Origin of the sequence: Sphingobacterium sp. CZ-2, assembly GCF_004526235.1 — a bacterium.
GTDB lineage: Bacteria > Bacteroidota > Bacteroidia > Sphingobacteriales > Sphingobacteriaceae > Sphingobacterium > Sphingobacterium tenebrionis.
Genome location: NZ_CP038159.1, coordinates 1968979 through 1990831 on the forward strand (window position 1 = coordinate 1968979; position 21853 = coordinate 1990831).

A 21853-nucleotide genomic window follows, 5' to 3' on the forward strand; every position below is an offset into this window, starting at 1 on the left:
TAGAACGTGGTTTATATTACATTAAGTTAATGATCAAAAAAAAGGAGGGCGATTGCCCTCCTTTATTATTTTATTAATCCTTGATATCACAAAATTATTGCGCGTTCAAGAACATTGATTTTTTAGAATATAATTCTCTGAAATGTGGATCGTTCAAGTCCTTGATGAAACGGATTGCCTCACCAGTAGATTTCATCTCAGGGCCTAATTGTTTATCTACCTCAGGGAATTTTGAGAAAGAGAATACAGGCTCTTTGATTGCATAACCTTCCAACTTACGAACAATAGTAAAGTCTTTCAGTTTATTCTCGCCCAACATCACTTTCGTTGCGATATTGATGTAAGGAACATCGTATGCTTTGGCGATAAATGGAACCGTACGGGATGCTCTTGGGTTTGCCTCGATCACATATACATTCTCATCTTTGATCGCGAATTGGATGTTCAATAATCCCAATACATTTAATGCTTTCGCCAATTTGATGGAGTATTCTTCCATTTTTTGCTGCACATTTTCAGAAAGGCTGAATGGAGGTAACACCGCTGAAGAGTCACCTGAGTGAATACCCGCTGGTTCAATATGCTCCATCATACCGATGATGTGTACATCTTCTCCGTCACAGATAGAATCCGATTCTGCCTCTTCCGCTCTGTCCAAGAAATGGTCGATCAGGATATGGTTACCCGGAAGGTTTTTCAATAGGTTCACTACCGCTTTTTCCAAGTCCTCATCATTGATCACAATACTCATCCCTTGTCCGCCTAATACGTAAGATGGACGAACCAAGACTGGATAGCCAACTTCGTTTGCTACTTTGATCGCTTCTTCAGCTGAAGTAGCTACACCATATTTAGGATAAGGAATATCTAATTCTTTCAATAAGTCGGAGAAACTTCCGCGGTCTTCTGCCAAGTCCATGTTCGCGAAGGAAGTACCGATGATTTTTACACCCAATGCTTCTAAGCGTTCCGCCATCTTCAAGGCTGTTTGACCACCCAACTGTACGATAACTCCTTCTGGTTTTTCCAATTCGATGATTTCACGTACATGTTCCCAGAAAACAGGCTCGAAATACAGTTTATCGGCCATGTTGAAATCTGTTGATACCGTCTCAGGGTTACAGTTCACCATGATGGCTTCATAACCACATTCTTTAGCAGCCAAAAGCCCGTGTACACAAGAATAATCAAATTCGATACCTTGTCCGATACGGTTAGGACCAGAACCCAATACGATGATTTTTTTACGATCAGAAACCACAGACTCGTTCTCATCTTCAAAAGTAGAGTAGTAGTAAGGTGTATGTGCTGGGAATTCTGCTGCACAAGTATCTACCATTTTATAAACACGGTGGATACCTAGTTCTTTACGGCGTGCATAAACCTCATCTTCGGTTGTGTTTCCTAATAACCAAGCGATTTGGTAATCGGAATAACCTTTTTGTTTCAAGGTCATGAAGAAGTCGCGTGGGATATTACTCAATTGATACCTGCGCAATTCGCCTTCCAGTTGAACAAGCTCTTGGATCTGTACCAAGAACCATTTGTCGATCAATGTTGCTTTACGGATGGATTCCAAAGGAACACCCAACTCAAAAGCATCTTTGATGTGGAACAAACGGTCTGCACTTGGATGCTCCAAGCTGTGCATGATCTCTTCCAGGTTTCTGGATTGACGACCATCCGCACCTAAACCTGCACGTCCAGTTTCCAAAGACTGCGCAGCTTTTTGAAGTGCTTCGATGAAGGTACGTCCGATGGACATCACCTCACCAACGGCTTTCATCTGTAATCCCAATTCTTTGTTTGCACCTTTGAATTTATCAAAGTTGAAACGAGGAACTTTCACGATTACATAATCCAATGTAGGTTCGAAATATGCTGAAGTTGTTTTTGTAATTTGATTCTGTAATTCATCCAGGTTATAACCGATCGCTAATTTGGCAGCAATCTTAGCAATTGGATAACCAGTTGCTTTAGATGCTAAAGCTGATGAACGAGATACACGTGGATTGATCTCGATAGCGATGATTTCTTCATTCTCTGGATTCACCGAGAATTGAACGTTACATCCACCTGCAAAGTTACCGATAGAACGCATCATCTTGATTGCCTGATTACGCATATCTTGGTAACATTTATCTGAAAGGGTCATACCTGGTGCAACAGTAATGGAGTCACCGGTGTGGATACCCATAGGGTCAAAGTTTTCAATGGTACAGATGATGATCACATTATCGTTGGTATCACGTAGAAGCTCCAACTCAAATTCTTTCCATCCTAAAACTGCTTGTTCTACCAATACCTCATGTGTTGGTGAAGCGTGCAGACCACGATTCAATGCCGCATCAAAATCTTCTTTTTTGTGCACAAAACCACCTCCGGTTCCTGCCAAGGTATATGAAGGACGGATTACCAATGGAAAACCAATGATCTGAGCCGCCTCTTTACCTTCTAAGAATGAGTTTGCAATTTTAGAGGTTGCTACCCCAACGCCGATATCGATCATTAACTGACGGAATTCTTCACGGTTTTCCGTTTTTTCGATCGCAGCAACATCAACACCGATTACTTTGACATTGTATTTATCCCAAATACCACGGTTTGATGCTTCAATGCAAAGGTTCAAAGCGGTCTGTCCACCCATAGTAGGTAATACAGCATCGATTTGACGTTCTTGAAGGATCTGCTCAATACTTTCAACGGTCAATGGAAGTAAGTAAACATGGTCAGCTACGACATTGTCAGTCATGATGGTAGCCGGGTTTGAGTTGATGATGGATACAGAGATACCTTCTTCTTTTAAGGAAAGGGCAGCTTGTGATCCAGAGTAGTCAAATTCACAGGCTTGACCAATCACGATAGGTCCAGATCCAATGATTAATACCGAATTAATGGAGGTGTTTCTAGGCATTATTTTCTATTTCAAAGTTAAATACAAAAATACTGTGGACTGTTGCAGACAGATTTTGCCTTAAATGAGAGGTGATTTCCGACTGCTTTGTCGGAGTGCAAAGTTACATTATTATTTTTAAAAACGATGAATAATTTCATGAATTAATATATCACAATCTCATCAGCAAAAAGATAACCTTTCATAGGATTGCTCGCCACAACTTGTACAAATCGCGTCATGATCGGTTTTTCCAATTTTATTTCGAATTTCTGGAATTTCAAGGTTGGATCTTTTGTGCCCACTTGGTTTTTTATGGTCTCAATTTCTCTATAATTTTTACCATTATCAGAAACAAGGACCTTGAATTCGCCAGGAAAATATACACCAGGACCAGGAATCTGCATGAAATTAACTGCCACTGATTTGATTTCCTCTCGACGTTCAAAATCTACAATGGCATCAAAGTTTTTCGTAAAGCCTTGCCATTGCCCATCATTATAGGTTAAAGTACCTTTGATTCCATTAGTTAAGGTTTTAGCTCCTTGAGCAGGATAACCTTCCCATTTGGTTTTGTAGATAACATCTTTTCCAATGGCTTTATGCACATCCAATTCTACTGTCTCCACGGAACTAACCCGTGTAGAATCTAAAAAGGAGGCTGCTTTAATTACAGCTGACTTAGAAAGTTCGATAGGAAGGTTGTATAGGGTAGAGCTGCTTTTAGGTTCTGTACCATCTACTGTGTAGCGAATATAGGGGGTGTATTGTTCCGAGCTAAGGCTCACGGTGTTTTTCAAAGCTAAAGAATCAAAGTTCACCTTTGAGGAAACGGAAAAAGAAGGTCTGTAATAATTAACATCCTTCTCCTGAAGAATCTTATAATGTTGTTGTAAGCGTCTGTTGAAATCTTCCCACTTACGATCTGCCTGCTCGGTCCAGACCATTTCTGCCAAGGCTAAAACGCGAGGAAAGGCCATGTATTCCAAATGCTGGTAAGTAGGGATGTATTCTGCCCAAAGATTGGCTTGGGCGCCTAGTATATGTTTCTTTTTATCCTCTGGCAATTTAGCCGGAACGGGGTTATAACTATAGACTTTTTCAATAGGAAGGTATCCACCGATAGCCTCTGGTTGGGTTCTTGGATCGGATTGATAACTGTCGAAATAAAGATAAGCACCTGGTGTCATGATCACATCTTGACCTGCGGTGGCTGCTTTAATGCCGCCATCTTCTCCACGCCAACTCATAACAGTTGCTCCAGGAGGCAAACCACCTTGTAAAATTTCATCCCATCCGATCATTTTTCTGCCTTTAGTATGTAGGTGTTCCCCGATTTTTTTTACCGCATAACTCTGAAGTTCCTCTTCGGTTTTTAAACCTTCTTTTTTCATGAGCTCCTGGCATTTTGGACAACTTTTCCAATGTTTCTTATCGGCTTCATCACCACCAATATGGATATAGGAAGACGGAAAGATATTTACCACCTCATCCAGTACATTTCTCATGAATTGATAACTGTCTTCATTGCCCAGACAGAATTCTCCTTGGGTATAGGGTTTTCCTGTGCAGGATAGTTCTGGATAAACTGCAAGAACCTCTTCGGAATGACCAGGAAATTCTATTTCAGGAATGACGTTGATTCCTCGCTTGCTGGCATAATTAACAATTTCCCTTGCCTGTTCCTGGGTATAATAACCTCCATAGGCATTGGGATTTCCTTGTTCTACATATTGTCGGCCATTATTCCACCAATCCTTCCATAGAGTATGCGATCGCCAAGCTGCTTTGGACGTCAATTCTGGGTATTTTTTGATTTCCAATCGCCATCCTGCAGCATCAGTAAGATGCCAATGGAAGTTATTCAGTTTATATAAAGCCATTAAGTCGATATATTTTTTAATAAAGCTCAAAGGCACAAAATGTCTGGAAACATCCATGTGTAATCCGCGGTATCCGAATCGTGGCTTGTCCTGGATTTGGATATGGGATAAAGCATGTGGACCTTCCAGTAGATTCAATTGAACCAATGTATAGATCCCAGAAATCATCCCTGATGCCTGATGGGCCTTCAGTAGAATACCCGAATCATCTATTTCTAAACTATATCCGTTGGGATCTATTTTATCTCGGTCTTGGGCTTTAAACAATCGAACGCCAAGTTGATGCTGTTTCCTGATTTTCTTGACCAGCTCATTGCTGTTTATTTTTAGTGATGGAATTTCATAGAGCAGATCGATGACAGCCGCAAATTCCTCAGTATAATATAATGGAAAATTCTGGTCCAAACTTAATTTCCCATCCATGACAATCATTTTGGAGGGTCTAGGGATAAGGGAAATTTCCTTGTCCTGAGCAAATAGGGACAGGTTGGAAATTAATAACAGTACCAAGAGGTGGAACAATTTGGTCTTCATATTATTAATAAGGGGTTTGTTCTTCTGCAAATATCTTAAAATTTTAACACATCCTTCGCATAATTGTTTGGTCGGCAGATTTATGATATTAAGCAAACATAACCTTTATTTTAAATCTTAGAAATATGCTTACATTTGTAGCATGATTCAATTACCTGTCATTCCAGCAAATCAGACGCAACGTAAACCAGATTGGTTAAGGGTTAAATTACCGGTAGGTAAGGAGTACCGTCATGTACGCGGTTTGGTTGATGAGCATAAATTGCATACCATTTGCGAAAGTGGAAACTGCCCGAACATGGGAGAATGTTGGGGAGCTGGAACAGCTACCTTTATGATATTGGGTAATATCTGTACGCGTTCCTGTTCATTCTGTGCAGTAGCAACAGGAAGACCATTAGCAGTGGATACGGATGAGCCGAATAGGGTGGCCAATTCGGTGAAATTAATGCAGGTAAAACACTGTGTGATTACCTCTGTAGATAGGGATGATTTAAAAGATGGCGGTTCTACCATCTGGGCAGAAACCATTAATGCGATCCGCCGCGAAAGTCCAGAAACTACATTGGAAACATTGATTCCAGACTTTAAAGGGCAATGGGATAATTTAGAGCGTCTTTTGGAAGTTCGTCCAGAAGTGGTTTCCCATAATATTGAAACCGTTCGTCGATTGACCAGAGAAGTTCGTATTCAAGCGAAGTATGATCGTTCTTTGGAATGTTTGAAGCGTATTTCGGCAGCAGGCTTACGTACAAAATCAGGAATTATGTTGGGATTTGGTGAAACGGAAGAGGATGTTGTTGAAACCATGCAAGATCTATATGATGCTGGGGTTCATATCCTGACCATTGGGCAGTACCTACAGCCTACCAAAGCACATCATCCAGTTGTGGAATGGGTTACTCCGCAACAATTTGAAAAATATAAAGAAATTGGTTTAAAAATGGGATTCAAGTATGTAGAATCAGGACCATTGGTTCGTTCTTCCTACCATGCAGAAAAACATTTGTTTGATATGCAATAAGAAGCCTTGTTTTTAAAGAAAAAATCCTTAGAAATCTGTAGGGCACTGAAAAAGTCCTCTTTTAGATTGGGCAAAAAAAGGAGTAGAAAACAACAGTTTTCTGCTCCTTTTTTCGTATCTTAAAGTAGGGTTTAACGGACATCAGGATGCTCTCTACCCAACAAAAAATACAGTTCAGTTCCTATTCAGGATTGTACGATATCATTGTCCCAAAAGACAATCTACTTCGCAAAATCAACGATCTTATCGATTTCAGTTTTATACATGACGAACTTTTGGAGAAGTATTGCCGGACCAATGGACGCAACGCTGAAAGTCCAATCAAGATGTTCAAATACCTTCTGTTAAAGACTATCTATACCGTTTCAGATGTCGATGTCGTTGATCGCTCCAGATATGATATGTCCTTTAAATATTTTCTTGAAATGGCTCCTGAGGAGGATGTGATCAATCCAAGTTCGCTCACTAAATTCCGTAAACTACGATTAAAGGACATGGATCTATTGAACCTGTTAATCAACAAGACCGTAACGATCGCTCTCGAAAAGGGTATTATAAAATCAAGGTCCATCATCGTAGACGCGACCCATACCCATTCCAGATCTAACCCCTATTCAGCATTGGAAGTCCTCAAGGAGCGTTCCAAGCTGTTAAGGAAAGCGATATATCAGATAGATGAGGACTACAAAGGGCGTCTGCCACAAAAGAACGAGTCCAACGACCTGGACCAAGAACTTACCTACTGCAGGGAATTACAGAGAGTGCTGGATCAGGATCAATCCATCAGTGAAATACCGGCTGTAAAGGAAAAGCTGAACCTGTTGAAGGAAACCATCGAGGACACAAAGGAATACTATCTGCTCTCTAAGGACGATGAAGCCAGGCTTGGATATAAATCTGTAGACAGCAGTTTCTTTGGTTATAAAACACATTTGGCGATGACCGAGGAACGCATCATCACAGCAGCGGTCGTTACTACGGGCGAAAAAGGTGATGGTCCGGAACTGCCCCGGTTATTGGAGATCAGTAGGCAGAATGGAATGGAAGTGGATACTATAATAGGTGATGCTGCATATTCTGGAAAGGACAACCTTCAACTGGCAAAAGAACAGAACATTGATATCATCGCTAAATTGAATCCAGCAGTTAGCCAGGGATGCAGGAAAGAAGGGGAACACTTCCACTTTAACAAGGACGCAGGGATGTTTGTCTGTCCTGCAGGACATTTAGCCATCCGCAAGGCGCGTCAGGGAAAGAAGGGACAAGGTACAAATCAAACGCAGACATATTACTTCGATGTCGAAAAATGTAAAGTCTGCCCTCTTAGAGAAGGATGTTACAAGGAAGGCTCAAAAACAAAGACCTATTCGATAACCATTAAATCCGACCTCCATAAAGAGCAGATGGCTTTCCAGCAAACCGATCATTACCGGAGAAAGTCCAGGGAAAGATATAAGATTGAGGCCAAGAATAGTGAGCTCAAGAATGTCCATGGTTATGGCAGGGCCGATTCCTATGGTATCCATAACATGGAAATGCAGGGTGCAATGGCCATCTTTACGGTAAACTTGAAAAGAATCCTGAAATTGATCTAAAAAGGAAAGGTATTACCTCAAAAACAGGGCAATTGGGATACTAAAATCTCAAACAGCAAGCCTAGTCGGCTAAACCTTCAATAAGGCCATTAAAAAACACACTTTCAGAAATCCTTTAAACAAAAATGACCGAGTAAGGTAAATCCTGTACTCAGTCATTTCTTTAAATCTCATTAAAAAGTTGAGACTTTTTCAGTGCCCTCGAAATCTCTAAGGATTTTTTTATTTTTAGGAAACTTACCAGCTCATCATGAACCTGAAAAAATCTGTGCTTTCCATTGTAATACTCTTGTTCCTAAGTTTATCGCTTTCCAGTATACTTTATATCCTATTTCTATTTGGTTCCAGCGGGAATTGGCCGGTTTGGGCTATGATCATCTTTCCGGCTGTTGTTGCCTTATTTGTTATATTCATGGCAAGACAGCGGATTGGCAAGGGCTTGATCATCATAGGTGTCATGCTACCTATTCTGGTATCCCTATTATTTCAGCCATTGGTAAAGAGCCTTAGATATAATTTTGGAGAAGTAAGGACCTTAAAGACCATTTACGATCTCAAACCTTATGATAAAGCATTGTTTCTGGATGCTGAAGATTGGTATGTCGATAGGATGCAGGTGATACCGGTGTCGAGGGAAGTACCTTTAAGTGGATTGTTCAATTTTGGGAAGAAGAAAATTGAAGCCTTATTCCTTGTTCCGATTTTCCAAAAAGATGAACCTTACATGGCCTATGCGCGTGGATGGATGGCTTTCGATTACAGTAAAATGTTTGCTGCTGATGAAGTCAATGAAGAGTCTATAAATAAATTCCTTGAAAGTTCGCTTTCCCATTTTAAACGGCTGAACCTAAGACAATTCAGTTATTTGGAACGGATGCCCAGAAATAATGCGCAAGATCTGTTTTCCAAAATGAGCCAGACACACGAGTTTTATAAAAGTGGTTTTGGAAACATTTACCAAGGACAAGATGTAGATAGAGATTACCTATCTGCTTATTACCTTAAATTTTTCCTGTTCTCATTGCTGATCATCGGAATACCGGGAATCCTGATCATTCTTGCTGCATTATATTTAGTAGAGCGTTATTGGAAAAATCTTAGCGTTTAAAGACGGTCTCACCAGCAATTACGGTTCTCAAGGTTTTGATATCGCGAAGGGTTTCATTTTTTGCGGTCATGATATCCTCTTCAAGAATTACAAAATCGGCGTCTTTACCTTTTTCAATGCTTCCTCGTTTTCGTTCTTGAAAGCAGGAATAGGCAGCCCAAATGGTCATTCCGCGTAAGGCTTGTTCTCTACTGATGGCATTCTCCATTTGGAAGCCTCCATTTGGAAAACCGTTTTTATCCACTCTTGCAACAGCGGCATGGAAACCATAGAGTGGATTATAATGTTCCACTGGAAAATCACTGCCCAATGCCAATAAACCATATTGATCCAACAACTGCTTGTAGGCATACGAAGTTTTTAGGCGCTCTTCCCCCAATCTTTCACCTGCCCAGTACATATCTGAAGTAGCATGGGTTGGTTGGACAGATGGAATGATCTGAAAATCTTTGAATTTATGGAAATCATTAGGCTGGATGACCTGTGCATGTTCTATCCGCCAGCGACGTTCTTTTCCATCCTTTAAGTATTTGCCATAGCTATCCAAGATGATCCTATTGGCTGAATCACCGATAGCATGTGTATTGACCTGGAAGTTGCTCCTTGCCAATCGTTGGATGAGATCATCAAAATCTTTTGGACTTTGTAGGAGAAAACCATTTGTTGGAGCATCATGATAAGCATGTATCAAACAAGCACCTCGTGATCCCAAAGCGCCATCGGCCATCAGCTTGAAAGATCTAACCGTTAATCGGTCGGATTCGAAAGTGCCGGCGCGCAGAAATTCTTTCACACTTTCAGGAGTCGCCATCACCATGGCATAATCCCTTATCTGTAAAGAATCCTCATTATAAAAAACTTTTAAGGCATCGATCTGGCTTTCATTAAGGCCAGCATCCACAATACTTGTCAAACCGACGGAAACCAATGAATCTTGAGCTCTTCTCAGCATTTTCAGCAATGCACTGTTCTGGTTTTTGGGGATATGCTTGCTTACCAATTGCATGGCATTATCTACCAAAATCCCATCGGGTAATCCTTCCTCATTCACCGAAATCAATCCGCCATCTACAAAATAAGCAGAATCCAGGCTTGCAATTTCAAGTGCTTTTCCACTTGCCAATGCTGCATGGTAATCTACGCGGGTCAAATAGATTGGAAGATCTGGGAAATATTTGTCCAAGGAGTCCTTTACAGGGAAATTCTTATCCTCCCATAGGTTTTGGTCCCAACCATTACCAACAATCCATTTCTTATCCGGATTGGCAGCTATGTATGTTCTCAAACGATCAAGGATTTCATTATAAGAGGCAGCTCCGACCAGATTGACCTCATCCATGGCCTCGGCCAGCATGAAGAAATGCCCATGGGCATCATAAAAGCCCGGATAGATGAACTTCCCTCCGGCATCAATTTTTTCTTTGGCTTCGTATTTATTCAACAGATCCTGGGAAGATCCTGTTTCAATGAACACACCGTTATTTACGGCAAATGCCTCTATGGTCGTGAAGGCAGAATCGACCGTATATACCTTAGCATTGTAAACAATAAGATCGATTTGCTTATTGGTCGTACAACCGAATAAACAACCTAATAGTAAAAAGAAGAAAAGTTTGGTAATGCTCTTGTTCATTATTTAGGAAGCCTTATGAACAAATGTACTAAGAAATTGCTGAAATTTCTATAGAACAGAAAAAGCTTCTTTTCCTAAAAAAAGAAGCTTTTTCGAATTCAAAAATCAAAATACAATGATTGTTAGCAGTACTCATCGAATGCAGCAACTAAGTTGTCTGCAATCATTTGAGCCGGACGGCCTTCAATCATATGTCTTTCTATCATGTGTACCAATTGACCATCTTTGAACAATGCCATTGCAGGTGAAGATGGAGGGTAAGGTAACATATATTGACGTGCTTTATCAACAGCGTCTTTTTCCATTCCTGCAAATACAGTTACTAATTTGTCAGGATGTTTTTCGTTTTTAACGGCAGCTTTAGCCGCTGGGCGAGCATTTGCTGCCGCACAACCACATACTGAATTGACCACTACGAATACTGTTCCCTTGGTTGGGATGGCAGCATCAACTTCCTCAACTGATTTTAATTCTTCGAAACCAGCATCAACTAATTCTTGACGCATTGGTGCTACTAAATATTCTGGATACATACTATTTCCTTTTTTGTTTAATGCAAATATAAGTTGAAAAGCCGCCCAAACCAAGTTTATATCCTCAAGATAATGTCAATTTATCTCGAATAACAACATGAAATTTTGAATTGATTTGGTTATCAAGTAATTTTGTGGCTCTAAAACTAAAAAGAATACATATGTCATCATTAGAAACTACCTATGTTCCTTACAAAGTAAAAGATATCTCTTTAGCAGAGTGGGGCCGTAAAGAAATAGAGTTAGCAGAAGCGGAAATGCCTGGATTAATGTCCTTGCGTGCGGAATTTGGAGCGTCTAAACCTTTAAAAGGAGCCCGTATTGCAGGATGTTTGCACATGACCATTCAAACTGCCGTATTGATTGAAACCCTTGTGGAATTAGGTGCAGATGTTTCTTGGTCATCATGTAACATCTTTTCTACGCAAGATCATGCCGCTGCTGCAATTGCCGCTGCTGGTATTCCGGTTTATGCTTGGAAAGGGATGAACGAAGAGGAATTCAACTGGTGTATCGAACAAACGTTATTCTTCGGCGAAGATCGCCAGCCATTGAACATGATCCTGGACGATGGTGGAGATTTAACCAATATGGTATTTGATCAATTCCCAGAATTGATTGATGGTATCAAAGGTTTATCTGAAGAAACAACTACTGGAGTTCACCGTTTATACGAACGTATGAAAAACGGAACCTTGCATTTACCGGCAATCAACGTGAATGATTCGGTTACTAAATCCAAGTTTGACAACAAATATGGCTGTCGTGAATCATTGGTTGATGCGATCCGTCGTGCTACCGATTTGATGTTGGCAGGTAAGGTTGCGGTTGTTGCGGGCTATGGTGATGTAGGTAAGGGTTCTGCAGAATCTTTACGTTCAGCTGGTGTTCGTGTAATTGTTACTGAAATCGATCCAATCTGTGCATTACAAGCAGCAATGGAAGGATTTGAAGTGAAGAAAATGGCGGATGCGATTGTGGAAGCAAATATCGTAGTTACCACAACAGGTAATAAGGATATCGTTCGTCCTGAGCACTTCAAAGCGATGAAAGATAAAACAGTAGTTTGTAACATCGGACACTTCGACAATGAAATCGATGTGGCTTGGTTGAACGACAATTACGGCGATTCTAAGATCGAGATCAAACCTCAGGTTGATAAATATACCATCGATGGTAAAGATATTATCTTATTGGCTGAAGGTCGTTTGGTAAACCTAGGTTGTGCAACAGGACACCCCTCTTTTGTGATGTCTAATTCCTTCACAAACCAAACATTGGCACAATTAGAACTTTGGACCAATACAGATAAATACGAAAAACAAGTTTATACACTTCCAAAACACCTGGATGAGAAAGTAGCACGTTTGCACTTAGCGCATATCGGTGTTGAACTGGAAGAATTAACAGCAGAACAGGCTGAATATATCGGTGTAACCGTGGAAGGCCCATACAAGCCAGAAGCTTACAGGTATTAATCTTTCAATAAATGATTTCATGAAAGGGTGTCAAGTAATTGACACCCTTTTTTAAAGATTTATCATCATGAAAAAGGGAAAATTACTATTAATTGTACCGTTTGTATTATTATTACAATCATGTAGTTTTTCCTGGCCTATTTATATCATTAATTTTTTCGACGAACCAATACGTATTATCATTTTAAAAGATTCGGTAGAATATAGTAGTAAATGGACTTTAGATTATTTACCTGTTACTGAATTAGCTGAAGGTTATTCTGAACTATCGTTTCATCAAAAAGGAATAAAACTTGAGGTTTTGGAAATAAATAAAGAAGAATTAAGTATTGTACTTCCTCCAAAAAGTACCAGTAGGATAGTTATTGGGCATAATTGTTTCCCCAATGATCTTGGTCGGATCAGAATTTCAAAGGGGAACAAAACAAGAGAATTAAACAAAAGTGAGTATATGGCTCTCCTCAAAAGAGAGCATTTATTATTGTTTTGGACCAGAAAAAAGTTTATTCATATTCAGAAAGATTTCTTTTAACCGCTTCCAAACCATTTTGCAAACGTTGCTCTCCAAGGCCAGAAATCAATTCATAGTTCGCATTCAAGGCCTTTAATTCCTTTTTCCATACGTCAAGGAAATGCTCTCTTTGCTCTGGGAAATCCCGTAAGGGATCATCCTCCCAAGGCAGATCGATATCCATCAACAGGAAAAAATCATATTGCCGCACAGCGATCTCATCCGTCACTTCCGCAGGAGTCGACCCAAACAAATGGTCACACCAGATTTTTACGGTCAAAATGGTCGTATCACAGACCAAGATCTCTGGACTCCGGTTCAGAAAAGCTTCCTCTAAAGCCACTTGTCCATAAAACATATTGACCTCATCTTGCAGCGTATAGGCCCGATTTAGATTCTTGCAATAAAAGCGTGCATATTCCGGAACACATAAAGTATGCAGCTTTTCCGCCAAATAATTAGCCATAGTGGATTTTCCGGTGGACTCAGGCCCAACAACAGCTATTTTTAGGGTTTTACTTTCGTTTCCTTGCATGTAGGCAATCTCTTTTTCTTGCATGAAGGCAATATTACTGAAAATTCTGATAGGTTTTCCGCCAATCCCGATATCCATTCCAGGCAATAATGGCGAAAGCGAAATACAGCACCGCCGTCAACAATAAATCTTTGTGGTAATATAAGGGAATATAGCAGATGTCTACAAACACCCAGATCAGCCAATTCTGTAACACCTTCCTGGTCATTAAAAATTGGGCAACAAAACTGGTTGCCGTACAGAAACCATCGGCATAGGGCACATCAGAATTCGTCCAATGATCTAAAGCGAAACCCAATAATAACGACAGAACAGCAATAACTGCTATGGTCATCATCATTTGCTTGCTATTGAAGGAACTTATCGGTTTCTCATCCGAATGCGCTCTCTTGTTCCAATAATACCAACCGTAAATGGCCGTTCCAAGAAAATAAATTTGCAAAACAGAATCCCCATAAAGCTTACTATGGTAGAATATATAAAAATAGGTCAAAACAGAGATGATACTGATTGGCCAGTTCCAGATATTTTGTTTGGCTGCTAGGTATACACAGAGGAAACCGGAGAGGGTAGCTATCCACTCCAGCAGACTTGTTGCTAGAAATTGTTGGAAAAGTTGAGAGAGTAAATCCTGCATTCTTCAATTATTTCGATAATTAAAGATAGCATTTATTACCTAAGAAAAGCCTCTAAGCCATATTTTCATCAAGCTGTAAACATCTACATCAAGCTGTAAAAAAGGCCTAAACAAGTCTACTGAACGAGTTTGTTCGCGCAGTTGGTGCTTGCAAAAGACTCTGGTTTTGCCTTAAAAATAAAACCCATCCCCAGGATGTAGCCCATGGCTTCCTTAAGTGCGGTGTTGGATTGAAAATTGGGGTTTGTATTGATGTCGGCATGTACCTCTAGATCGATGTGGTATTGCTCTAGAAGCGGACAAAGTTCATAGGCTGTTTCGATCGAATGCTGAACTTCTAAAAGCATTCGCTCCTTAATGGACATGTTGTGGTTCTTGCGGTCTTTTCTGATGAACATGAAGCCACCACGGTGCTCCCGTAGAAAGACGATGACGGTAGCAAACTCAACAGTTCCACGTTTGACCTGGGAATCGGTTCCGATGTAGACCTTGAGTTTATTTCCGGCTTGGTTCTCCCGGACGATTGTTTCCTCAACTGCGGACCATATGGGTAATTTTAATGTCTCGCCATTGTATTTTTGCCATTCCATATTGCGAAGATTTGTTTATTAAATTTACTGATATCTTATTCATTATCTTTTAATTGTGTATTAAGTAATTGCTAATTGTTTATTTGTTAATCTGGTCAACCGAGGCTTTACTATTCCTTGTTTCCGTAAGCCAGGTCACCTGCATCACCCAATCCAGGAACGATGTAGGATTTGGAGGTTAATTCCTTATCCACTTCACCCACCCAGATCTGTGCTTCAGGTAAAAAAGCCTGCACATGCTGTAGCCCTTCTTCCGAGGCAATAACAGTGGCTATATGGAGTTCTCTGATGTTATAATCGCTCAATAGATCCTTACAACATAACACCAGACTACGTCCTGTTGCCAACATCGGGTCAGCCACAATAACGATCTTATCATCCAAATTCGGGGTGTTTTGGTATTTCTTATGAATCTCAAATTCCCCGCTTTTCTTGGTATGCCGGAAGGCGGCGATAAAGGCGCTATCCGCACGGTCGAAGTAATTTAAAAAGCCTTGATGAAAAGGTAGGCCTGCTCGGATTATGGTCGTAATCACCGGTTGGTTGCTCATCAGGTGTGTATTGGCAGCTCCCAAGGGTGTTTCCACTTCGGTAGCTTTATATTCGAAAGACTTACTGATCTCATAGGCCATGATTTCGCCAATGCGTTCCAGATTTCTTCGAAAACGCATCCTATCCTGTTGAATCCTTACATCTCTCAGTTCTGCCAAAAAATGATTGGCAATCGTGTTCTGTTTTGTTAAAATCGTTACCATGACAAAAAGTCTTCTTATCCTCCAAAATACTAATAAATATTGGTATTTAACCGATGAATAGCTAGATAGTTTTGATAGGGAATAATATTTGATAACTTTAAAGAGTGAAAGGCATGCTATGAAATTTAAATTAACATCTGAGTATAAACCAACTGGAGACCAACCTACCGCCATCGAGCAATTAGTAGCAGGAGTGGATACAGGAGAAACCTATCAAACTCTTTTGGGGGTCACCGGTTCCGGTAAGACATTTACAGTGGCCAATGTGATCCAACAGACCCAGAAGCCGACGTTGATTTTAAGCCATAACAAAACCTTGGCCGCCCAACTATATGGCGAATTCAAGCAATTCTTTCCAGAAAATGCGGTCAACTATTTTGTTTCCTACTACGACTATTATCAGCCGGAAGCATTCATTGCTTCCTCCAACACCTATATTGAGAAGGATCTTGCCATCAATGAAGAGATCGAAAAGCTGCGCTTGGCTACCACTTCGGCCTTGATGTCAGGTAGGAGGGACGTCATTGTGGTTTCTTCTGTTTCCTGTATTTATGGTATGGGAAATCCAGAGGATTTTTCCCGTTCCATCTTCCGCTTTGGCGTAGGAACGACAATCAGTAGAAATGCCTTTTTATATAAACTGGTAGAGATTTTGTATGCCAGGACTACTGCAGAATTTAAAAGGGGTACCTTTCGAGTGAAAGGGGATACCATCGATGTATATCCAGCATATCAGGATACTGCTTATCGGATTTCATTCTTTGGGGATGAGATCGATGAATTGAGCGAGATCGATCCGGTATCTGGAAGAACCCTGGAGAAACATGAAAGCTTGGCTTTATTCCCAGCCAATCTGTTTGTTACCCCTAAAGAAAAATTCACCCAATCCATATTTTCCATTCAGGAAGAATTGGTAAGCCGGAAAGCCCAATTGGAAGGTGAAGGCAAGATGCTGGAAGCAAAACGTTTGGAAGAAAGGGTAAACTACGATCTGGAAATGATGCGTGAACTGGGCTATTGTTCCGGAATCGAGAACTATTCTAGGTTCTTCGATGGAAGGACACCAGGTATGCGTCCGTTCTGTTTATTGGATTATTTCCCGGAAGATTATCTCTTGGTGATTGATGAGAGCCATGTAACCATCCCACAATTGCGTGCGATGTATGGTGGAGATCGCTCGCGGAAGATATCTTTGGTGGAACATGGTTTCCGATTGCCTGCGGCATTGGATAACCGTCCATTGAATTTCCCAGAATTCGAGTCCTTGACCAATCAGACCATTTATGTTTCAGCAACACCGGGTGACTATGAGTTGCAACAGACGGAGGGCGTGGTAGTAGAGCAAGTGATTAGACCTACTGGTTTATTGGATCCGGTCGTGGAAGTAAAACCTGCTATCAATCAGGTGGATGATTTCTTGGAAGAGGTAGATAAGACCATCAAAGAAGGTGGACGAGTGTTGGCAACCACCTTAACCAAGCGTATGGCGGAGGAATTGACCAAGTATATGACCCGATTGAATATTAAGGTACGTTATATCCACTCCGAAGTAAAAACCTTGGAACGTGTAGAAATTCTTCGCGGTCTGCGTTTAGGGGAGTTTGATGTATTGGTAGGGGTGAACCTCCTGCGTGAAGGGTTGGACTTGCCAGAAGTGACCTTAGTGGCGATATTGGATGCAGATAAGGAAGGGTTTTTACGTTCAGAGCGATCTCTGATCCAGACGATAGGACGTGCTGCCCGTAATGATAAAGGTCGTGTGATCATGTATGCGGATAAGATGACCGATAGCATGCAGGTTACCATAGAAGAAACCAATCGAAGAAGAGAAAAGCAGGTTGCATACAATGAACTGCACGGAATAACCCCACGTACGGTTGGAAAGACAAGGGAAGAGATTTTGGAACAGACTTCCGTTGCGGACTTCAAAGGCGAACCGAAAGCTTATATCGAACCTGATGCAAGTACAGCTGTTGCAGCCGATCCACTTATCGAATACATGAGCGAGAAGGAAATGAAAAAAGCCATCGAAACTGTTCGTAAGCGTATGGAAAAGGCAGCCAAAGAAATGGAATTCCTAGAAGCTGCCAAACTAAGGGACGAAATGTTTGCCCTAGAAAAATCTTATGAAGAAAAGTTCGCCGGGAAAAAATAGAACCTATACAGAAAAACAGAACCTATTCAGTAGGCACATCATGAGTAACCCGCTGCCATATTTCAGTTGAGGTAATCATTTCTCCTGAAGGTGTTTTGAATTTATATTTTAAAGTCATGAATTTCCGATCGGCAGAAATACTGTAGTTCATCGGTTCTTTATTTTCTATGTTTTCCGTTCCAGGCATACCTGAATTGTTAATCACTTTTTCAACCAATCTCCCTTCTGAAGGTAATTCATAAGTACCTGTTAAGGCAACGAAAAACCCCTTTCTACTAGGTTTTAAGATTTGAAAGGATTGATCTTGCTGATAGATTTTCAAATATCCAACCGAATTGGTGTTAATGGTATCTCCATTTGGGCTTACCATTTTTTTTAATTCCCAAACTGCGGCTAAATCTTTTACCGATCGAGCATGTGTAAGTTCATTCGTGATGGCAGCTGTTACTTTAGCCTCTTTGGTTTGTGCTGTACCGAACTGCATGAATGTCAAAAGACAGACAAAAATTAATAGGGTTGTTTTCATATTGGTTAACTATTTGATTGTTGAAATATCGTGAATTTTAATGGATTCAAGGTTAAGAAATTGATAAGAATAAAAAAAAGAGGCTGTCTAAAAAGGTCTCTTAAAAGAGAACCCCGTCATTAAAAAATGGCGGGGTTTTTCTGTTTTTTGTCCTCAAGATTTTGTATCTTAAGGTGCAACCAAAAAACAATATGGCAAACATACAATTCAAAGCGCTTCCATCCAATAGTCCTCTTCTTTTTCCTGAGAATATTTTAGACCGTATCCCCTTGAACCATCCTGTTCGGTTGGTGAGCCAGGTTGTTGACCAGTTGGATCTGGAACATATCATCCGTCAGTATAAAGGAGGGGGAACGACCAGTTTCCATCCCAGGATGCTCATTAAGGTACTGTTCTACGCGTATCTGAGCAATATCTATTCTTGCCGCAAGATCGAGCGCGCCCTGCACGAGAACATCCATTTCATGTGGCTTTCGGGCAACAGTACACCGGATTACCGTACGATCAATTATTTCAGGGGAAAGCGTCTTAAGGGACAGATACAGGAGCTGTTTGCCAGTATCGTTCGGATGCTGCATGATATGGAGTATGTCAGCCTGAAAGTCCAGTATGTAGATGGTACCAAGATCGAATCGGCCGCCGGTCGTTATACCTTCGTTTGGAAGAAATCGATCGAGAAGAACAAGATAAAGCTGGAGGCGAACATCGCTTCGGTCCTTTCGGATATCGATGCACAGATCAGCCGGGACCAATCTTCATTAGGGGATCAGCAGGTCAGCAAGGCCATCGATAGTGCCCAGCTGAGGGAAAAGATCAAATCGATCAATGCCAAGCTCAAAGGAGTGGATAGATCCACCGATAGGCAGCTGAGGAAGCTTGAAGACGACTATCTGCCCCGACTGGAGAAATATGAGGAGCAACTGGAAGTACTGGGAGATCGCAATAGTTATAGCAAGACCGATACCGATGCCGTGTTTATGCGGATGAAAGAGGACCACATGAAAAATGGCCAGCTTAAACCGGCCTACAATACCCAGATCAGCACCGAAGAGCAGTTCATCACCCATTATAGCATCCATCAAACGGCCGCAGATACCACAACCCTGCCCGAACACCTGGAAGGCTTTGAGTCCCATTACGGAAAACAGAGTGAATCCATCGTCGCAGATGCCGGATATGGTAGCGAGCAGAACTACGAGCTGATGGAAGGACAGGGTATAACCGCTTTTGTGAAGTACAATTACTTCCATATGGAACAGAAGCGCAAGGATAAACAGGATCCTTTTTCGGTACAGAACCTATATTACAACCAGCAGGAGGACTTTTATGTGTGTCCGGCAGGACAGAAGCTCAGCTTTATCGGTCATGCAACCAGAGTCAGTGCCAACGGATACACTGCCCAGGTCAGCTGTTACCAGGCTCGGCGATGTGAGGGCTGCCCGATGCGCAGTGGGTGCCATAAAGCTAAAGGCGATCGGCTCATTGAAGTGAACCACAGGCTCAATAAGCTCAAGGATAAAGCCCGGGAAAGACTGCTGTCGGAAGAGGGAATGTACCATCGGAGCAAGCGACCCATAGAAGTGGAAGCTGTATTTGGTCAGATGAAAAGCAACAACAGGTTTACCCGGTTCACAATGAAAGGACTGGATAAAGTCGCTGTGGAATTCGGTTTGATGGCCATTGCCCATAACCTCAGAAAATGGGCAAAAAAGTGGAAAGACAAAGCTTTTATCGGTAAACCAGGTGGCAAAAACTCCCTATTTGCGATAAATCAAGCCATCAACATGCTGAAAAGTACAAAACATCGACTTGCAGCCTAATATTGCTCATGAAATTATAATGGAGCTCCAGAAAGCTATAAAACAGAAGAAGGTGCCTTTTTAGACACCTTCCATATAAAATAGGTCAATTCAATTTATTTTAATATCCACATGAGTTGGTTAATATCATCCACCCCATTGAACTGTCTTTGAACAGCTGCATCAACATTCTCGGTGTTATAATCGAACTCCACCGTAGGATATTTCCAGCGCACAGGTATTTTTGTTGGAGCTTCCGAATTCAAACTCGTTGCAGGATTGATTTTCCATTTTGGATACCCCGTTCTCCGGTAATCATAATAAGTAGCAAATTCGGATTGAAGAAAACTTGCCAAATATTTCTGTACCAAAATCTCCTCTATCCTTGCTTCAAGATTGGTTGGAAAAGAAGTTCCTAAACCAGCCACATACGTACTGATATAAGTATCGTCCAAAGGCATGTTATGGTGGAATTGGGTCGTATTTGGGGTATTGGCATAAATGAATTTCATAGATGCTTCCACACCTTTTTTGTACCATTCAACCGCAGGATCAGAAACCCATCCTCTCGCAGCAGCCTCAGCAATGATAAAACATACTTGGGCATAAGATAATTGTTGGGTTGGTTCACCAGTCGGTATTTCCATATAACGATCATTCAATTTAGAATAATCGCCACTGTTTTTGATCGTTGTAATCACGTCAAAAGACTGGGAATGATCAATTCCTACATAGGCAGCAAAATCAGATTGGGTCTTACCTTCTGATAATTTTTTAGCAGCTGGATTACCATAATAAAATAACCGACGATCTTGTTTATCCTTTAATCGATCAACAATTTCTGTTGACATGGTTGGATAGATCGTAAAATTGTTTCCAACTTTATAGAAAGGATATTGTTGACCATTCTTATCGGAACGTTTAATCTCATAGTTATCTGCATTGGATGCAAAAATGGGCTTGCTTGTTAAGATGGTCTGAAACCTACCTTTAACATTCAAATCTGGATCGGATTCCTTTTTGCTTAACTGCATCAACACGTTAAGGGAGAAACTATTCACTAATTTCCGCCATTTGTTGATATCTCCAGCATAGATTGGATCTCCAGAAAATTTCTCCCCTTCAGAAAAGGCCTTATCAGCTAATTCCAATTCATTTAAGATTCCCAAAAACACCTCTTTTTGTGTATCATATTTCGGGAAGTAATTCTTTTCTGATTCTCCTTTTAAAGCTTCAGAATAAGGAATATCTCCCAAATCCATGGTCGATTCATAAAACTTTATTGCTCTTGCAAAATATTTCAATCCTTCGTAGGATTTGGCAAGTTTTTCCGTAGCTGCAAATTTCACCATGTTCTCCGCGTCATTGATCGCCGTCATACTAACAGAACTGGTTCCAAATCCATTGTATTGATAGCTTTCTACAAATTCCGTCCAAATGACGTTCTTGTTAAGCAGATAGGGCATCATGAAACTCTTTTGAGTCGATTGGTTTGCCAAATTCAAGATGATACGAGTAGCAATCATCGCCGATGTTGCCTTCTCAGTCGCTTCGGGATTGGTATTCACTTCCTCAAATTTGGAACAGGATAGTACTGAAAAACCAGTTACTCCAATTAATATATATTTGAATAGCTTTTTCATGTTTTTTCGTGTAAAAATTAA

The 21853-nt window shown here is 40.9% G+C and carries 16 protein-coding genes and 1 pseudogene; 7 read left to right on the forward strand and 10 right to left on the reverse strand.

From position 1 onward, the window contains the following. Positions 1-94: 94 nt before the first annotated feature. Together carB and E3D81_RS08735 are read right to left on the reverse strand one after the other, a co-directional pair. On the reverse strand, positions 95-2914 hold the full coding sequence (gene carB, locus E3D81_RS08730) for a carbamoyl-phosphate synthase large subunit (RefSeq protein WP_134777161.1): 2820 nt from the start codon (positions 2912-2914) through the stop codon (positions 95-97). A 143-nt stretch (positions 2915-3057) separates the two neighbouring features. Then, positions 3058-5310, reverse strand: coding sequence for a family 20 glycosylhydrolase (locus tag E3D81_RS08735; protein WP_134777162.1), 2253 nt, complete (start codon positions 5308-5310; stop codon positions 3058-3060). Between the two features lie 142 nt (positions 5311-5452). Here E3D81_RS08735 and lipA point away from each other — a divergent pair, with 142 nt between their 5' ends. The 3 genes from lipA (at position 5453) to E3D81_RS08750 (ending at position 9037) form a co-directional block, all read left to right on the forward strand. Then, the gene (gene lipA / locus E3D81_RS08740; protein ID WP_099367841.1) at positions 5453-6334 is read left to right on the forward strand and encodes a lipoyl synthase; all 882 of its coding nucleotides are present in this window, start codon (positions 5453-5455) and stop codon (positions 6332-6334) included. A 146-nt stretch (positions 6335-6480) separates the two neighbouring features. Continuing rightward, a complete protein-coding gene (locus tag E3D81_RS08745) occupies positions 6481-7929 on the forward strand; it encodes an IS1182 family transposase (RefSeq protein WP_134777163.1) in 1449 nt (482 codons plus the stop codon). A gap of 250 nt (positions 7930-8179) precedes the next feature. Further along, complete coding sequence (locus E3D81_RS08750) at positions 8180-9037, forward strand: hypothetical protein (protein ID WP_134777164.1); 858 nt, start codon at positions 8180-8182, stop codon at positions 9035-9037. Here the strand turns inward: E3D81_RS08750 and E3D81_RS08755 are convergent. Both E3D81_RS08755 and E3D81_RS08760 read right to left on the reverse strand, forming a co-directional pair. Beyond that, positions 9027-10670 carry an amidohydrolase gene (locus tag E3D81_RS08755; RefSeq protein ID WP_134777165.1) on the reverse strand — a complete coding sequence of 548 codons (1644 nt, stop codon included), beginning with the start codon at positions 10668-10670 and terminating at the stop codon, positions 9027-9029. The genes E3D81_RS08750 and E3D81_RS08755 overlap by 11 nt on opposite strands. A 122-nt stretch (positions 10671-10792) precedes the next feature. Further along, positions 10793-11203, reverse strand: a complete 411-nt coding sequence (locus E3D81_RS08760; protein WP_099365980.1) for a BrxA/BrxB family bacilliredoxin — start codon at positions 11201-11203, stop codon at positions 10793-10795. A 161-nt stretch (positions 11204-11364) separates the two neighbouring features. Between E3D81_RS08760 and ahcY the strand changes: the two genes are divergently transcribed. Together ahcY and E3D81_RS08770 are read left to right on the forward strand one after the other, a co-directional pair. Further along, positions 11365-12681, forward strand: coding sequence for an adenosylhomocysteinase (gene ahcY / locus E3D81_RS08765; RefSeq protein WP_134777166.1), 1317 nt, complete (start codon positions 11365-11367; stop codon positions 12679-12681). 67 nt (positions 12682-12748) lie between these two features. After that, positions 12749-13213: a hypothetical protein gene (locus E3D81_RS08770; RefSeq protein ID WP_134777167.1), complete on the forward strand. Its 465-nt coding sequence runs from the start codon at positions 12749-12751 to the stop codon at positions 13211-13213. On the opposite strand, the gene E3D81_RS08775 is transcribed toward E3D81_RS08770, so the two are convergent. The 4 genes from E3D81_RS08775 to upp all read right to left on the reverse strand — a co-directional run bounded on the left by E3D81_RS08775 (position 13185) and on the right by upp (position 15709). Next, entirely contained in the window at positions 13185-13805 is a 621-nt protein-coding gene (locus E3D81_RS08775; protein WP_317128143.1) for an ATP-binding protein, read from the reverse strand. The two genes, E3D81_RS08770 and E3D81_RS08775, sit on opposite strands and share 29 nt — an antisense overlap. After that, positions 13762-14364, reverse strand: a complete 603-nt coding sequence (gene pnuC / locus E3D81_RS08780) for a nicotinamide riboside transporter PnuC (RefSeq protein WP_134777168.1) — start codon at positions 14362-14364, stop codon at positions 13762-13764. Before pnuC ends, E3D81_RS08775 begins: the two co-directional genes overlap by 44 nt. 116 nt (positions 14365-14480) lie before the next feature. After that, the gene (locus tag E3D81_RS08785) at positions 14481-14954 is read right to left on the reverse strand and encodes a ribonuclease H-like YkuK family protein (RefSeq protein ID WP_099365976.1); all 474 of its coding nucleotides are present in this window, start codon (positions 14952-14954) and stop codon (positions 14481-14483) included. 110 nt (positions 14955-15064) lie between these two features. After that, on the reverse strand, positions 15065-15709 hold the full coding sequence (upp, locus tag E3D81_RS08790) for a uracil phosphoribosyltransferase (RefSeq protein WP_134777169.1): 645 nt from the start codon (positions 15707-15709) through the stop codon (positions 15065-15067). A 118-nt stretch (positions 15710-15827) separates the two neighbouring features. On the opposite strand from upp, the gene uvrB reads away from it, so the two are divergent. Beyond that, positions 15828-17864, forward strand: coding sequence for an excinuclease ABC subunit UvrB (uvrB, locus tag E3D81_RS08795; RefSeq protein ID WP_134777170.1), 2037 nt, complete (start codon positions 15828-15830; stop codon positions 17862-17864). A gap of 22 nt (positions 17865-17886) precedes the next feature. Here the strand turns inward: uvrB and E3D81_RS08800 are convergent, their stop codons facing one another. Further along, positions 17887-18390 (reverse strand): DUF4488 domain-containing protein, encoded by a 504-nt coding sequence (locus E3D81_RS08800; protein ID WP_134777171.1) that lies wholly within the window; start codon positions 18388-18390, stop codon positions 17887-17889. Positions 18391-18581: 191 nt separating this feature from the next. Here E3D81_RS08800 and E3D81_RS08805 point away from each other — a divergent pair. Continuing rightward, positions 18582-20102: pseudogene (locus E3D81_RS08805) on the forward strand (IS1182 family transposase); the annotation flags it as partial. 203 nt (positions 20103-20305) lie between these two features. On the opposite strand, the gene E3D81_RS08810 reads toward E3D81_RS08805, so the two are convergent. Next, positions 20306-21832, reverse strand: a complete 1527-nt coding sequence (locus tag E3D81_RS08810) for a SusD/RagB family nutrient-binding outer membrane lipoprotein (protein WP_099365972.1) — start codon at positions 21830-21832, stop codon at positions 20306-20308. Positions 21833-21853: the final 21 nt, after the last annotated feature.

Coding starts and splice junctions, on each gene's coding strand:
- E3D81_RS08770 (WP_134777167.1), top strand. CDS start 12,749: ATGAAAAAGGGAAAATTACTATTAATTGTACCGTTTGTATTATTATTA.
- E3D81_RS08775 (WP_317128143.1), bottom strand. CDS start 13,805: ATGGATATCGGGATTGGCGGAAAACCTATCAGAATTTTCAGTAATATT.
- pnuC (WP_134777168.1), bottom strand. CDS start 14,364: ATGCAGGATTTACTCTCTCAACTTTTCCAACAATTTCTAGCAACAAGT.
- carB (WP_134777161.1), bottom strand. CDS start 2,914: ATGCCTAGAAACACCTCCATTAATTCGGTATTAATCATTGGATCTGGA.
- E3D81_RS08785 (WP_099365976.1), bottom strand. CDS start 14,954: ATGGAATGGCAAAAATACAATGGCGAGACATTAAAATTACCCATATGG.
- E3D81_RS08760 (WP_099365980.1), bottom strand. CDS start 11,203: ATGTATCCAGAATATTTAGTAGCACCAATGCGTCAAGAATTAGTTGAT.
- E3D81_RS08755 (WP_134777165.1), bottom strand. CDS start 10,670: ATGAACAAGAGCATTACCAAACTTTTCTTCTTTTTACTATTAGGTTGT.
- upp (WP_134777169.1), bottom strand. CDS start 15,709: ATGGTAACGATTTTAACAAAACAGAACACGATTGCCAATCATTTTTTG.
- E3D81_RS08810 (WP_099365972.1), bottom strand. CDS start 21,832: ATGAAAAAGCTATTCAAATATATATTAATTGGAGTAACTGGTTTTTCA.
- lipA (WP_099367841.1), top strand. CDS start 5,453: ATGATTCAATTACCTGTCATTCCAGCAAATCAGACGCAACGTAAACCA.
- E3D81_RS08745 (WP_134777163.1), top strand. CDS start 6,481: ATGCTCTCTACCCAACAAAAAATACAGTTCAGTTCCTATTCAGGATTG.
- E3D81_RS08750 (WP_134777164.1), top strand. CDS start 8,180: ATGAACCTGAAAAAATCTGTGCTTTCCATTGTAATACTCTTGTTCCTA.
- E3D81_RS08735 (WP_134777162.1), bottom strand. CDS start 5,310: ATGAAGACCAAATTGTTCCACCTCTTGGTACTGTTATTAATTTCCAAC.
- ahcY (WP_134777166.1), top strand. CDS start 11,365: ATGTCATCATTAGAAACTACCTATGTTCCTTACAAAGTAAAAGATATC.
- uvrB (WP_134777170.1), top strand. CDS start 15,828: ATGAAATTTAAATTAACATCTGAGTATAAACCAACTGGAGACCAACCT.
- E3D81_RS08800 (WP_134777171.1), bottom strand. CDS start 18,390: ATGAAAACAACCCTATTAATTTTTGTCTGTCTTTTGACATTCATGCAG.